Origin of the sequence: Streptococcus agalactiae (assembly GCF_949788565.1) — a bacterium.
Taxonomy (GTDB): domain Bacteria; phylum Bacillota; class Bacilli; order Lactobacillales; family Streptococcaceae; genus Streptococcus; species Streptococcus agalactiae.
Map to the genome: position 1 here is coordinate 388434 of NZ_OX460931.1, position 14067 is coordinate 402500.

At 37.9% G+C, this 14067-nt stretch carries 13 protein-coding genes, 1 tRNA gene, 2 rRNA genes and 1 other RNA gene (1 of these 17 cut by a window edge); 15 read left to right on the top strand and 2 right to left on the bottom strand.

Annotation, left to right across the window (positions count from 1 at the left end):
- Positions 1–90: 90 nt before the first annotated feature.
- The 9 genes from QOR44_RS02210 to QOR44_RS02250 all read left to right on the top strand — a co-directional run bounded on the left by QOR44_RS02210 (position 91) and on the right by QOR44_RS02250 (position 6656).
- A complete protein-coding gene (locus tag QOR44_RS02210; protein WP_000983191.1) occupies positions 91–402 on the top strand; it encodes a CHY zinc finger protein in 312 nt (103 codons plus the stop codon).
- Between the two features lie 6 nt (positions 403–408).
- Positions 409–948 carry a biotin transporter BioY gene (locus QOR44_RS02215; protein ID WP_000469149.1) on the top strand — a complete coding sequence of 180 codons (540 nt, stop codon included), beginning with the start codon at positions 409–411 and terminating at the stop codon, positions 946–948.
- Between the two features lie 112 nt (positions 949–1060).
- Entirely contained in the window at positions 1061–1837 is a 777-nt protein-coding gene (locus QOR44_RS02220) for an MBL fold metallo-hydrolase (protein ID WP_000779461.1), read from the top strand.
- The gene (gene tadA / locus QOR44_RS02225; RefSeq protein ID WP_001169006.1) at positions 1837–2343 is read left to right on the top strand and encodes a tRNA adenosine(34) deaminase TadA; all 507 of its coding nucleotides are present in this window, start codon (positions 1837–1839) and stop codon (positions 2341–2343) included. Before QOR44_RS02220 ends, tadA begins: the two co-directional genes overlap by 1 nt.
- Positions 2344–2377: 34 nt before the next feature.
- Positions 2378–2463: signal recognition particle sRNA small type (ffs, locus tag QOR44_RS02230), an RNA gene on the top strand.
- 151 nt (positions 2464–2614) lie between these two features.
- Positions 2615–3964 carry a glucose-6-phosphate isomerase gene (locus QOR44_RS02235; RefSeq protein ID WP_000148892.1) on the top strand — a complete coding sequence of 450 codons (1350 nt, stop codon included), beginning with the start codon at positions 2615–2617 and terminating at the stop codon, positions 3962–3964.
- A 321-nt stretch (positions 3965–4285) separates the two neighbouring features.
- On the top strand, positions 4286–4813 hold the full coding sequence (locus QOR44_RS02240) for a 5-formyltetrahydrofolate cyclo-ligase (RefSeq protein WP_000412414.1): 528 nt from the start codon (positions 4286–4288) through the stop codon (positions 4811–4813).
- Complete coding sequence (locus QOR44_RS02245; protein WP_000061940.1) at positions 4804–5481, top strand: rhomboid family intramembrane serine protease; 678 nt, start codon at positions 4804–4806, stop codon at positions 5479–5481. Before QOR44_RS02240 ends, QOR44_RS02245 begins: the two co-directional genes overlap by 10 nt.
- Before the next feature lie 131 nt (positions 5482–5612).
- Positions 5613–6656: a BMP family lipoprotein gene (locus tag QOR44_RS02250; protein ID WP_001080265.1), complete on the top strand. Its 1044-nt coding sequence runs from the start codon at positions 5613–5615 to the stop codon at positions 6654–6656.
- A 90-nt stretch (positions 6657–6746) separates the two neighbouring features.
- Here the strand turns inward: QOR44_RS02250 and galU are convergent, their stop codons facing one another.
- Positions 6747–7646, bottom strand: a complete 900-nt coding sequence (gene galU / locus QOR44_RS02255; RefSeq protein ID WP_000868271.1) for a UTP--glucose-1-phosphate uridylyltransferase GalU — start codon at positions 7644–7646, stop codon at positions 6747–6749.
- A 36-nt stretch (positions 7647–7682) separates the two neighbouring features.
- A complete protein-coding gene (locus tag QOR44_RS02260) occupies positions 7683–8699 on the bottom strand; it encodes an NAD(P)H-dependent glycerol-3-phosphate dehydrogenase (protein ID WP_141444608.1) in 1017 nt (338 codons plus the stop codon).
- Between the two features lie 169 nt (positions 8700–8868).
- On the opposite strand from QOR44_RS02260, the gene rnpA reads away from it, so the two are divergent.
- The 6 genes from rnpA to QOR44_RS02290 form a co-directional block, all read left to right on the top strand.
- Positions 8869–9198, top strand: a complete 330-nt coding sequence (rnpA, locus tag QOR44_RS02265) for a ribonuclease P protein component (RefSeq protein WP_283572660.1) — start codon at positions 8869–8871, stop codon at positions 9196–9198.
- A gap of 12 nt (positions 9199–9210) precedes the next feature.
- Positions 9211–10026: a membrane protein insertase YidC gene (locus QOR44_RS02270; RefSeq protein ID WP_000727922.1), complete on the top strand. Its 816-nt coding sequence runs from the start codon at positions 9211–9213 to the stop codon at positions 10024–10026.
- A gap of 7 nt (positions 10027–10033) precedes the next feature.
- Positions 10034–10855, top strand: a complete 822-nt coding sequence (gene jag, locus QOR44_RS02275) for an RNA-binding cell elongation regulator Jag/EloR (RefSeq protein WP_000242577.1) — start codon at positions 10034–10036, stop codon at positions 10853–10855.
- Between the two features lie 340 nt (positions 10856–11195).
- Positions 11196–12744: ribosomal RNA gene (locus QOR44_RS02280) — 16S ribosomal RNA — on the top strand.
- Positions 12745–12798: 54 nt separating this feature from the next.
- A tRNA-Ala gene (locus tag QOR44_RS02285) sits at positions 12799–12871 on the top strand.
- A gap of 154 nt (positions 12872–13025) precedes the next feature.
- Positions 13026–14067, top strand: a 23S ribosomal RNA gene (locus QOR44_RS02290); it runs 1861 nt beyond the window's last position.
- Together the 16S and 23S rRNA genes with 1 tRNA gene alongside form the textbook arrangement of a ribosomal RNA operon.

The following is a 14067-nucleotide window of genomic DNA, read 5'->3' on the forward strand; positions in this document are numbered from 1 at the left end:
ACAGGGCTTTTTTTTGAATTGTTTGTTAACCGTTTTTTTAAAAAAGTTGACAATAGAAAAACTTTTGTATAATATGTTATAGGAGGAATCATGATGCAAGAGTACTTTGGTATTGGTCTTGATAGTAGCAGCCGCTGTTACCACTATCATACTAAATTGGATATTGTCGCTTTAAAATGTGCTGTTTGTCAAAAATATTATGCTTGTTATAAATGTCATGATGCACTCGAGGAGCATTGTTTTGCAGCAACAAAATCTGATGAAACGTTTCCTGTCTTATGCGGTTCTTGTCGTCAGATGTTGACATTAAAAGAGTATAAAACTGGTTTTTGTCCTTATTGTCGTATGCTTTTTAATCCAAATTGTCAACGCCATGATTCTATTTATTTTTCGAAGGAGTAATTTTTAATGTTTCACACAAAAAGCCTAATCCAGATGGCTATGATGGCTACTTTATTGGTGGTACTTGGTTTCATTCCTGCTCTACCACTTGGTTTCATTCCGGTCCCTATCGTCTTACAAAACCTAGGGGTTATGATGGCTGGTGTTATTTTGGGCGGAAGAAAAGGGAGTTTATCTATTTTGCTCTTCTTTCTTGTCGGTTTAGTTATTCCTGTATTCTCAGGTTTACGTTCGACTATACCTGTATTGACAGGACCAACAGCTGGTTATGTTATTGCTTGGTTGTTTGTTCCTTTGCTTATCTCATATGGTGTAAAATTAGTAAATAAAAAGAATTTTATAGCTATTTTCCTTATTGTATGGCTAGCAGGGGTCCTTTTTGTAGATGTAGCAGGAGCAGTTTGGCTGGCATCTTATACGAACATCCCATTAGATAAATCACTTCTTCAAAACTTAGTATTTATCCCAGGAGATACAATAAAAGCCATTATAGCTGCTGTTGTTGCTGTTAAATATAAAGATAGTTTTTTCTTGACTGAAAAATAATCAAGATTGCTATATATTAGATTTACTAGTCTTTTTTGTGCATAAAATCTAAAACAGTTATTCTTAATAAAATTTGGTATAATAGCATTAAATCAGTAAGGAGGGGATTATCATGAAATTAACAACGTTAGGTTGTTGGGGTGGTTATCCTTATAAAGATGGAGGAACCACAAGTTTTCTATTAACTGGAGAAAATAATTTTCACTTATTAATAGATGCGGGAAGTCGTTCAATCAATGAGCTAGAAAAAGAAATAAGCCCGTTGGATTTGGATGCAGTTATCATCAGTCATTATCATCCAGATCATGTAGCAGATTTGGGTGTGTTGTATCATTATCGTTTGCTATACCCTAAAGATAAATGGGAACCCAAAGTATTGCCAGTTTATGGACATAATGAGGATGATTATGAGTTTTCTAAATTGACATTACCTAACGTTGCTCAAGGAATTGCTTATCATACCAATGGAGTTGAGCAAGTTGGTCCCTTCAATATTACGTTTATCAAAACAGTCCACCCAGTCGTCTGCTATGCCATGAGGATTACAGAAAGAGAAACTGGTCAAGTATTAGTCTTTACAGGAGATTCTGGGTATTTTGCTGACCTTGTACCTTTTACAAAAGGCGCAGATTTATTTTTAGCAGACGTTTATCTTTACGAGGGAAATGAAAATCATATTGCACATTTGACTAGTAAAGAAGCAGGTGAGATTGCTTATAACGCTAAAGTTAAGAAATTAGTTTTAACACATGTTCCGCAGTTTCCGGGAGAAGGAATAAACCCCGAAAATCATTTGGAAGAACTTCGACTACAGTCTGAAAAGTATGCAGGTGGCATCTCTGTTGATTTAGCTCAGCCACATAAATCTTGGGACTTAGGAAAACTATAATGCAGAAATTTACCCAAGAAGAAAAAGAATGGTTTATGACAGAAGCTCTAAAGGAGGCAAAATCCTCCTTAGAGAAAGAAGAAATTCCTATAGGTTGTGTCATTGTAAAAGATGGTCATATTATTGGAAGAGGACATAATGCTCGTGAAGAGTTTAATAAAGCTATTTTACATGCTGAAATCATGGCTATTAACAATGCAAATGAGAAGGTAGGGAATTGGCGCTTATTAGATACTACTTTATTTGTTACTGTAGAACCTTGTGTAATGTGTAGTGGAGCTATTGGCTTAGCTAGAATTCCCCACGTTATATATGGCGCTAAGAATACGAAATTTGGAGCAGCGGGAAGTCTCTATGATATTTTAAGTGATAGCCGACTTAATCATAGAGTTGAGGTTGAAACCGGCATTTTAGAAGATCAATGCGCTAAAATAATGCAGGATTTCTTTCGAAAAGGACGACAACGCAAGAAAGAAGCTAAACTAAGTGAAAAAACTAAGATTTGATAGCTTGCAATAAAATATTAGTTTTGTTATAATATCTTTGGAGCAACATTTACTCGTGAAGTGGGTCAGGGGAGGAATCCAGCAGCCCTAAGCGATGCTAAATGTGTGCTCTTTTTATTTTCAAAAGTCAAAGTGTTTTTGGAAATAATTATGAAAGTTTCATAAAAATTGGTAGCGTTTCAAAAAATATGAAAATACAGTTAAAAAACCTTGAAAAAAAACTCACAAAAGAGTAAGATGATAGTGAAACATAATTGTTAGGAGAAATAAAATGACACATATTACATTTGACTATTCAAAAGTCTTGGGTCAATTTGTAGGCGAACACGAGTTAGACTACCTACAACCACAAGTAAGTGCAGCAGATGCTTTCCTTCGTCAAGGGACTGGTCCTGGCTCAGATTTTCTCGGATGGATGGACCTCCCAGAAAACTATGACAAAGAAGAATTTTCTCGCATTCAAAAAGCCGCTGAAAAGATTAAATCAGATAGCGAAGTACTCGTGGTTATTGGTATTGGTGGTTCGTACCTTGGCGCAAAAGCAGCAATTGACTTTTTGAATAATCATTTTGCTAATTTGCAAACCGCAGAAGAACGTAAAGCGCCTCAGATTCTTTATGCTGGAAATTCTATTTCATCTACTTACCTTGCCGATTTAGTTGAATACGTCCAAGATAAAGAATTCTCAGTAAATGTCATTTCAAAATCAGGTACAACAACTGAACCAGCGATTGCTTTCCGTGTATTTAAAGAACTTCTAGTTAAAAAGTACGGTCAAGAAGAAGCTAATAAACGTATCTACGCTACAACTGATAAAGTTAAAGGTGCCGTAAAAGTTGAAGCAGATGCTAACAATTGGGAAACATTTGTAGTTCCTGATAATGTTGGTGGTCGTTTCTCAGTACTGACAGCCGTAGGTCTTCTTCCAATTGCTGCTTCAGGAGCAGATATTACTGCTCTTATGGAAGGCGCAAATGCTGCTCGTAAAGATTTATCTTCAGATAAAATCTCTGAAAACATTGCTTATCAGTACGCTGCAGTTCGTAATGTTCTTTATCGCAAAGGTTATATCACAGAGATTTTAGCTAACTACGAACCATCATTACAATACTTTGGTGAATGGTGGAAACAATTAGCAGGTGAATCAGAAGGTAAAGATCAAAAAGGTATCTATCCTACATCAGCAAACTTCTCAACTGATCTTCACTCACTTGGTCAATTTATTCAAGAAGGTTACCGTAACCTCTTTGAGACAGTTGTTCGCGTTGAGAAACCTCGTAAAAATGTGACTATTCCTGAATTAACCGAAGATTTAGATGGTCTTGGTTATCTTCAAGGAAAAGATGTAGATTTTGTTAATAAAAAAGCAACAGATGGTGTACTCCTTGCTCATACAGATGGTGGGGTTCCAAATATGTTTGTAACGCTTCCTACACAAGACGCTTACACCCTTGGTTACACTATTTACTTCTTTGAGTTAGCAATTGGCCTTTCAGGTTATCTTAACTCAGTAAATCCATTTGATCAACCAGGGGTAGAAGCATATAAACGTAATATGTTTGCTCTTCTAGGTAAACCTGGATTCGAAGAGCTTAGCGCTGAATTGAATGCACGTCTTTAAAAATATCTAACTAAAAAGTTCCTCAAAGAGAGGAACTTTTTAGTTTTGTTGTAGGATAACTAAAAACCCACTAGCACCGGTAGCGATAGTGGGTTGGAAAAAGGGTTGAGAAAAGTTATTAACTTTTCTCAGGAGATTTATGAAAAAGGAAAATAATTTAGGATAATATTTTCCTAACGGCTAGGATAAACCGCTTATTTTAGGATGATACTAGTATACAGTAGAAACCTTAAATAAACCTTAAAAATTCATACTTTATCATTTTATTTTCCCCTATACTATTTTTGTATAAATGGTCAATATTAATGGTATCATAGATATATGGAAAAGAAATTATTAAGAAAAGAAGTTTTGATAACCTTAAAATCTCAACCTCAAGCTTACAAATCAGAAGTTGACTGTAAACTTTTAGAGGCTTTTATAAAAACTAAAGCTTATCAAAATAGTTGTGTAATTGCTACTTACCTATCTTTTGACTACGAATACAATACACAACTTCTTATTAAACAAGCTTTATGTGATGGCAAACGTGTCCTTGTTCCCAAAACTTATCCAAAAGGTAAAATGATTTTTGTGGACTATCAAAAAGATAACTTGAGGACAACACCGTTTGGCTTATTAGAACCTGTTAATGATAGAGCTGTTGAAAAAGCTAGTATAGACTTAATTCATGTGCCCGGACTTATCTTTAACAATAAAGGTTTTCGTATAGGTTATGGTGCAGGTTATTTTGATCGCTATTTGAGTGATTTTGAAGGTGATACTATTAGTACTATTTATAGGTGTCAGAGACAGGATTTTGTAGAAGAGAAGCATGACGTAGCAGTTAAGGAGGTATTATGTCTATGAAGAAGTTCGCTAAAGAGTATCCGACGACAGTACTCTTGGTCAGTCTGACAACCCTTGTTTTTTTATTGATGCAACTAACTTATGGAAGTCAAGCGGAGTCTAGCCAAGTTATTTTTCAATTTGGTGGAATACAAGGTGATTATCTAAAAGCATATCCAACAAATCTATGGAGACTAATAAGTCCTATCTTTGTTCATATTGGTTGGGAACATTTTTTATTAAATGGTTTAGCTCTGTATTTCGTAGGACAAATGGGGGAAAGTATTTGGGGAAGTTTGAGATTTCTAATTCTCTATATTTTATCTGGCTTAATGGGTAATATTTTTACGCTATTTTTTACTCCACATGTGGTGGCAGCAGGAGCCTCAACGTCTTTATTTGGTGTTTTTTCTGCTATAGCAATCGCAGGGTATTTTGGAAAAAATCCTTATTTAAAACAAGTTGGAAAATCATATCAAGTGATGATCTTGTTAAATTTATTTTTTAATATCTTCACACCCGGAGTGAGTTTAGCAGGCCATGTTGGTGGTTTAGTTGGTGGAGTATTGGTGGCTATTTTTTTGACAAAACAAAATGGTTCTTTATTATTTAAAACTTGGCAAAGTATTTTAGCTTTAATGATATTTATTATTGTATCGATCAGCTTAATAGGTCTATCGTTGGTATAATTCTACGGCTATAGCCTCTAAAACCAAACTTTCTCTGGGAAAAATAGAATAAAGTTTGCTAAATGATTTTTTTATGTTATGATAGAAATCTGTTTTTATGTGACTATAACTTATTAGGAGGTTCATTCTCGGTGAACAGAAAAATTATTGGCTTAACTCTACTATCTTTATCTGTACTAACATTAACAGCATGTGGTAATCGTTCAGATAAGTCTGCAAATAAATCAGATATCAAAGTTGCGATGGTAACTAATCAAGGTGGAGTAGACGATAAATCGTTTAATCAATCAGCTTGGGAAGGGCTACAAAAGTGGGGAAAAAAGAAGGGGTTGACAAAAGGTAATGGCTTTGATTATTTCCAGTCATCTAATGAATCAGATCATGCTAATAACCTTGATACGGCAGCCTCTAGTGGTTATAATTTAATTTTTGGTATTGGATTTGGTCTTCATGATACTATTGAAAAAGTATCAGAAAATAATAAAGATGTTAAATACGTTATTGTAGATGATATCATTAAAGGTAAAGAAAATGTAGCTAGTGTTACTTTTGCAGACAATGAAGCTGCTTACTTAGCTGGAGTTGCTGCAGCTAAGACAACTAAGACAAAAACAGTTGGTTTTATAGGAGGGATGGAAGGCGTCGTTGTTAAGCGATTTGAAGCAGGATTTAAGGCTGGAGTAAAATCAATTGATCCGGCTATTAAAGTTGCGGTATCTTATGCAGGCTCATTTACAGATGCAGCTAAAGGTAAAACGATTGCTGCCACACAGTATGCAACAGGTGTTGATGTTATTTACCAGGCTGCTGGTGGTACAGGAGCAGGAATTTTTAGTGAGGCTAAAACTGAAAATGAGACCCGCAAGGAATCTAACAAAGTCTGGGTAATTGGTGTTGACAGAGATCAAAGTCAAGAAGGCAATTATGTTTCAAAAGATGGTAAGAAAGCAAACTTTGTTCTGGCATCTACTATAAAAGAGGTGGGGAAATCTCTCCAATCTGTAGCAGAATTAACAGAGAAAAAACAATATCCAGGAGGGAAAGTAACAGTTTTTGGTCTAAAGGATAGTGGTGTAGATATTAAAGAGCATCAATTGTCTAGTGAGGGATCTGTTGCTGTCAAAAAAGCTAAAGAGGATATTGTTTCAGGGAAAATACAAGTTCCTATGAAATGATAAAAGTGTGGAGGAACAATAAGTTCTTCGTCAAGTACAATAAAAAAGTTTCCTATTTAGGAAACTTTTTTATTGTACTTGACTCATATTTTACTTCTTAGATGTTTTTTCTAGAGATTTTCCTAAATCAATGATATATTTCTTCAAGTCATCTTTAACTTGTGGGTGTTGAAGAGCATAATCAATAGATGTTTTCATAAAACCAAACTTGTCACCAACGTCGTAACGGTCTCCTGTAAATTTTCTAGCAAAAACACGTTGCGTTTTATTTAAAGTATCGATAGCATCGGTTAGTTGAATCTCATTTCCTGCACCAGGTTTTTGAGTTTCTAAAATATTAAAAATTTCTGGAGTTAACAAGTAGCGACCAATGATTGCCAAATTACTTGGAGCCTCTTCGGGAGAAGGTTTTTCAACGAAAGTGTTAACGCTATATAGACCATTAACTCCTTCTCCTTGTGGAGCAATAACACCATAAGCAGAAACATCTTCATGTGGAACTTCCATAACAGCAATTGTTGATGCATGAGTAGCTTCAAAGTCATTAATTAATTGTTTGGTGAGAGGAATAACTTTATTATTGGTAATATCCATTAGATCATCACCTAGCATAACAACAAAAGGTTCATTACCAACGAAGGCTTTTGCTTGTAGCACAGCATCTCCAAGCCCACGAGGATGACTTTGTCGAATAAAATGGAGTCGAATGCCAGTTGTTTCATCAACAAGTTTGAGAAGTTCGTTTTTCCCTTTCTCTTTTAGGTTATATTCTAATTCAAAATTTGAATCAAAGTGGTCTTCTATAGAACGTTTTGATTTACCAGTTACAACTAAAATATCTTCAATTCCAGATTTTAGTGCTTCTTCAACAATAAATTGAATAGTTGGTTTATCAACGATTGGAAGCATTTCTTTAGCTAAAGCTTTAGTAGCAGGTAAAAAACGTGTTCCTAAACCAGCGGCAGGGATAACTGCTTTTCTGACTTTCATATATAGCTCCTTTAAATAGTATTAATATAAACGATATTAGTGCCATTCATTCTCTGAACGAAATTCATTGGACATCATATCTAAAATGCTATCTTTGATATTAGCCCCTTCATATATTGATTTATAAATAGCTTCTGTAATGGGCATGTAAACATTTAAGTTTTGGGCGATTTCGTAAGCAACTTTAGTTGTTGAGATACCTTCAATAACCATCCCCATATTTTTTTCAATATCTTCAAGTTTCTCACCACGTCCTAAAGCATCTCCCGCTCTCCAGTTGCGAGAATGAACAGATGTACCAGTCACAATTAAATCTCCAACTCCGGATAAACCACTGAAAGTGAGAGGGTCGGCCCCTAATTGTACACCAAGACGTGTTATCTCAGCTAAACCACGCGTAATAATAGCTGCTTTAGCATTATCACCATAACCAAGACCGTGTAGTGCTCCAGCACCAACAGCAATAATATTTTTTAGAGCACCAGCTGTTTCTACTCCTACGACATCAGTGTTAGTATAAAGTCTAAAATAATGATTACTAAACAATTTTTGGACATACTTAGCTGCTTCAATATCTTTTGAAGCCGCAGTAATCAAAGTAATATCACGAACGATGGCTTCTTCAGCATGACTGGGACCTGAAACAACAACGATATCACTACGATATTGTTCAGAGATTTCTTCTTCTAAAATTGTAGAAAGTCGTTCATGAGTACCAGGTTCTAGTCCCTTAGAAGCATGCATAAGAACAACTTTATGCTTTAAAAGATTAGTCACTTGTTTAGCAACAAGTCTTGTAACTTTAGTTGGGACGACGAATAAAATGCTGTCAACATTATTAATCGCTTCCTCAAGATTAGTGTAGGCTTTTATTTTGGAATCTAAGGTAATATCTTTGAAGTAACGTTGATTAGTATGGTTAGTATTAATCTCTTCTATTTGTTCAACCACGTTTCCCCATAAGCGTACCTCGTGTCCATTGTCATTTAATACTTGTGCAAGAGCAGTCCCCCATGAACCAGGTCCAAGAACGGCAATTTTTTGTTTTGTCATCTTATTCCTTCTTTCTAATAATAAGGCATATAGCGCTAACATTATATCATACTCTAATACACTTTGTCTTGTTTAGTCTGTTGTCAATGATAGTAACATTAGAAAAGAATTGAGTCTTTTAGGTTATTTATGGTATAATAAAACCAATTTAGATAAATGGAGCACTATTTTGAAAAAAACCTATCGGGTAAAAAGTGATAAGGATTTTCAAATGATTTTCAGCAGAGGTAAAAATGTTGCTAATCGAAAATTTGTTATCTACTATTTAGAAAAAGAACAAAAACACTTTCGTGTGGGAATCTCTGTTAGTAAGAAATTAGGAAATGCTGTTGTTCGTAACGCTATTAAAAGAAAAATTAGGCATGTTTTACTCTCTCAGAAAACAGCGCTGCAAGATTATGATTTTGTCGTGATTGCGCGTAAAGGTGTAGAGGAATTGGACTATCAAGCATTAGAAAAAAATCTTATACACATTTTAAAAATAGCAGGACTCATCTAGAAAGGTATAAAATTGAAGAAAAAACTTAAAACATTTAGCTTAATATTGCTGACAGGCTCTTTATTGGTTGCTTGCGGACGAGGAGAAGTATCTAGTCATTCAGCCACATTATGGGAGCAAATAGTTTATGCATTTGCTAAATCAATACAATGGCTCTCCTTTAACCATTCAATTGGTTTGGGAATAATCTTATTCACTCTAATAATCAGAGCGATTATGATGCCGCTTTATAATATGCAAATGAAATCCAGCCAAAAGATGCAGGAAATTCAGCCAAGGCTCAAGGAATTACAAAAAAAATATCCAGGGAAAGATCCTGATAGCCGTTTAAAGCTAAATGATGAAATGCAATCTATGTATAAAGCTGAGGGAGTTAACCCATATGCAAGTGTATTACCTCTTCTAATTCAGTTACCTGTCCTATGGGCTCTTTTCCAAGCTTTGACTAGGGTTTCTTTCTTAAAAGTAGGAACATTTTTGAGCCTAGAATTATCACAGCCGGACCCATATTATATTTTACCTGTACTGGCGGCCTTATTTACCTTTTTATCAACTTGGTTAACTAACAAAGCAGCTGTTGAAAAAAATATTGCTTTAACTCTTATGACTTATGTTATGCCGTTTATCATATTGGTAACAAGCTTTAACTTTGCTAGTGGTGTTGTTTTATACTGGACGGTGTCTAATGCTTTTCAAGTATTTCAAATTCTATTATTGAACAACCCATACAAGATTATAAAGGTTCGAGAAGAAGCAGTAAGAGTGGCACATGAAAAAGAACAAAGAGTTAAACGTGCTAAGAGAAAAGCAAGTAAGAAAAGAAAGTAGGAAAACCATGGTATTATTTACAGGAGCGACTGTAGAAGAAGCTATTGAAAAAGGACTACAAGAGTTAAACATTTCACGATTGAGGGCACATATAAAAGTTGTATCACGTGAGAAAAAAGGTTTTTTGGGCTTTGGTAAAAAGCCAGCAAAAGTTGAAATAGAAGGTATCACCGACGAAGTAACTGATATTAATGAATCGGTAGCGTTAAAAAATATTAAGAATGTACCGTCTAGCGTAGATGTGGTGGAAGAATATATAGAGGAGGTTGATGAAACGCTTGAAAAAGAAGACGTATCACAACCAGAACTTCCAAAAATTGATGATAAAAACGTTGTAACTACAAGTGAAGCTATTGAAAAAATTGACCTACTTCCTAATATTGAAGTAGCAGCTGCTCAGGTGACTAAATACGTTGAAAATATCATCTATGAGATGGATTTAGATGCAACAATAGAAACTACGACAAGTAAGCGACAAATAAATCTCCAAATAGAAACGCCAGAAGCTGGGCGCATCATTGGTTATCATGGAAAAGTATTAAAATCGTTGCAGTTGTTAGCACAAAATTATCTTCATGACCGCTTTTCTAAGAGTTTTTCAGTATCCATTAATGTCCATGACTACGTTGAGCATCGTACAGAAACTTTAATTGATTTTTCTAAAAAAATAGCTAGGCGTGTTTTAGAGACTAATGAACCTTACCATATGGATCCTATGAGTAACAGTGAGCGAAAAACTGTTCATAAAACAATTGCAACTATAGAGGGTGTTGAAAGTTATTCTGAAGGTAACGATCCTAATAGATTTGTAGTAGTTACTAAGAAATAAAAAGAGGTGAGACCTCTTTTTTTCTTGCGCTCTATCTACATTTTCAGAAAATGTAGAAAAAGTATGAAAAAAGAGTTGACAAAGTAAGAGATGATGTAGTAAACTAAATAAGTTGTCTCGAGAGAGCAGTTTCTATTAGCGCGTAGTTAACAACTTAAAAAAAGTAGTTGACAAAGCAGAATAAGTTTGCTAGAATATAGAAGTTGTCTCAAGAGAGGCAAAGACCTTTGAAAACTGAACAAGACGAACGAATGTGCAGGGTGGATTTACAATGTAAATCCGTCAATGACAAAAAAACAATAAATCTGTCAGCGAGACAGAAAAGAGCAAAGCTCAAACTTTTAATGAGAGTTTGATCCTGGCTCAGGACGAACGCTGGCGGCGTGCCTAATACATGCAAGTAGAACGCTGAGGTTTGGTGTTTACACTAGACTGATGAGTTGCGAACGGGTGAGTAACGCGTAGGTAACCTGCCTCATAGCGGGGGATAACTATTGGAAACGATAGCTAATACCGCATAAGAGTAATTAACACATGTTAGTTATTTAAAAGGAGCAATTGCTTCACTGTGAGATGGACCTGCGTTGTATTAGCTAGTTGGTGAGGTAAAGGCTCACCAAGGCGACGATACATAGCCGACCTGAGAGGGTGATCGGCCACACTGGGACTGAGACACGGCCCAGACTCCTACGGGAGGCAGCAGTAGGGAATCTTCGGCAATGGACGGAAGTCTGACCGAGCAACGCCGCGTGAGTGAAGAAGGTTTTCGGATCGTAAAGCTCTGTTGTTAGAGAAGAACGTTGGTAGGAGTGGAAAATCTACCAAGTGACGGTAACTAACCAGAAAGGGACGGCTAACTACGTGCCAGCAGCCGCGGTAATACGTAGGTCCCGAGCGTTGTCCGGATTTATTGGGCGTAAAGCGAGCGCAGGCGGTTCTTTAAGTCTGAAGTTAAAGGCAGTGGCTTAACCATTGTACGCTTTGGAAACTGGAGGACTTGAGTGCAGAAGGGGAGAGTGGAATTCCATGTGTAGCGGTGAAATGCGTAGATATATGGAGGAACACCGGTGGCGAAAGCGGCTCTCTGGTCTGTAACTGACGCTGAGGCTCGAAAGCGTGGGGAGCAAACAGGATTAGATACCCTGGTAGTCCACGCCGTAAACGATGAGTGCTAGGTGTTAGGCCCTTTCCGGGGCTTAGTGCCGCAGCTAACGCATTAAGCACTCCGCCTGGGGAGTACGACCGCAAGGTTGAAACTCAAAGGAATTGACGGGGGCCCGCACAAGCGGTGGAGCATGTGGTTTAATTCGAAGCAACGCGAAGAACCTTACCAGGTCTTGACATCCTTCTGACCGGCCTAGAGATAGGCTTTCTCTTCGGAGCAGAAGTGACAGGTGGTGCATGGTTGTCGTCAGCTCGTGTCGTGAGATGTTGGGTTAAGTCCCGCAACGAGCGCAACCCCTATTGTTAGTTGCCATCATTAAGTTGGGCACTCTAGCGAGACTGCCGGTAATAAACCGGAGGAAGGTGGGGATGACGTCAAATCATCATGCCCCTTATGACCTGGGCTACACACGTGCTACAATGGTTGGTACAACGAGTCGCAAGCCGGTGACGGCAAGCTAATCTCTTAAAGCCAATCTCAGTTCGGATTGTAGGCTGCAACTCGCCTACATGAAGTCGGAATCGCTAGTAATCGCGGATCAGCACGCCGCGGTGAATACGTTCCCGGGCCTTGTACACACCGCCCGTCACACCACGAGAGTTTGTAACACCCGAAGTCGGTGAGGTAACCTTTTAGGAGCCAGCCGCCTAAGGTGGGATAGATGATTGGGGTGAAGTCGTAACAAGGTAGCCGTATCGGAAGGTGCGGCTGGATCACCTCCTTTCTAAGGATAAGGAAACCTGCCATTTGTGTCTTGTTTAGTTTTGAGAGGTCTTGTGGGGCCTTAGCTCAGCTGGGAGAGCGCCTGCTTTGCACGCAGGAGGTCAGCGGTTCGATCCCGCTAGGCTCCATTGAATCGAAAGATTCAAATTGTTCATTGAAAATTGAATATCTATATCAAATTCCACGATCTAGAAATAGATTGTAGAAAGTAACAAGAAAATAAACCGAAAACGCTGTGAATATTTAATGAGTTTTCTAGTTTTAAAGAAACTAGGTTAATAAGGTTAAGTTAATAAGGGCGCACGGTGGATGCCTTGGCACTAGAAGCCGAAGAAGGACGTGACTAACGACGAAATGCTTTGGGGAGCTGTAAGTAAGCGCTGATCCAGAGATGTCCGAATGGGGGAACCCACTAGTTAATGACTAGTATCCATATCTGTTAAGGATATGAGAAGGAAGACGCAGTGAACTGAAACATCTAAGTAGCTGCAGGAAGAGAAAGCAAAAGCGATTGCCTTAGTAGCGGCGAGCGAAACGGCAGGAGGGCAAACCGAAGTGTTTACACTTCGGGGTTGTAGGACTGCGATATAGGATTAATCATTATAGAAGAATTACCTGGGAAGGTAAGCCAAAGAGAGTAACAGCCTCGTATTTAAAATGATAGATTAACCTTAGCAGTATCCTGAGTACGGCGAGACACGCGAAATCTCGTCGGAATCTGGGAGGACCATCTCCCAACCCTAAATACTCTCTAGTGACCGATAGTGAACCAGTACCGTGAGGGAAAGGTGAAAAGCACCCCGGGAGGGGAGTGAAATAGAACCTGAAACCGTGTGCCTACAACAAGTTCGAGCCCGTTAATGGGTGAGAGCGTGCCTTTTGTAGAATGAACCGGCGAGTTACGATATGATGCGAGGTTAAGTTGAAGAGACGGAGCCGTAGGGAAACCGAGTCTTAATAGGGCGTCATAGTATCATGTTGTAGACCCGAAACCATGTGACCTACCCATGAGCAGGTTGAAGGTGAGGTAAAACTCACTGGAGGACCGAACCAGGGCACGTTGAAAAGTGCTTGGATGACTTGTGGGTAGCGGAGAAATTCCAAACGAACTTGGAGATAGCTGGTTCTCTCCGAAATAGCTTTAGGGCTAGCGTCGATGTTAAGTCTCTTGGAGGTAGAGCACTGTTTGGGTGAGGGGTCCATCCCGGATTACCAATCTCAGATAAACTCCGAATGCCAACGAGATATAATCGGCAGTCAGACTGCGAGTGCTAAGATCCGTAGTCGAAAGGGAAACAGCCCAGACCACCAGCTAAGGTCCCAA

Coding starts and splice junctions, on each gene's coding strand:
- QOR44_RS02245 (WP_000061940.1), top strand. CDS start 4,804: ATGTCTATGAAGAAGTTCGCTAAAGAGTATCCGACGACAGTACTCTTG.
- QOR44_RS02210 (WP_000983191.1), top strand. CDS start 91: ATGATGCAAGAGTACTTTGGTATTGGTCTTGATAGTAGCAGCCGCTGT.
- QOR44_RS02240 (WP_000412414.1), top strand. CDS start 4,286: ATGGAAAAGAAATTATTAAGAAAAGAAGTTTTGATAACCTTAAAATCT.
- QOR44_RS02220 (WP_000779461.1), top strand. CDS start 1,061: ATGAAATTAACAACGTTAGGTTGTTGGGGTGGTTATCCTTATAAAGAT.
- QOR44_RS02260 (WP_141444608.1), bottom strand. CDS start 8,699: ATGACAAAACAAAAAATTGCCGTTCTTGGACCTGGTTCATGGGGGACT.
- QOR44_RS02235 (WP_000148892.1), top strand. CDS start 2,615: ATGACACATATTACATTTGACTATTCAAAAGTCTTGGGTCAATTTGTA.
- galU (WP_000868271.1), bottom strand. CDS start 7,646: ATGAAAGTCAGAAAAGCAGTTATCCCTGCCGCTGGTTTAGGAACACGT.
- tadA (WP_001169006.1), top strand. CDS start 1,837: ATGCAGAAATTTACCCAAGAAGAAAAAGAATGGTTTATGACAGAAGCT.
- QOR44_RS02215 (WP_000469149.1), top strand. CDS start 409: ATGTTTCACACAAAAAGCCTAATCCAGATGGCTATGATGGCTACTTTA.
- jag (WP_000242577.1), top strand. CDS start 10,034: ATGGTATTATTTACAGGAGCGACTGTAGAAGAAGCTATTGAAAAAGGA.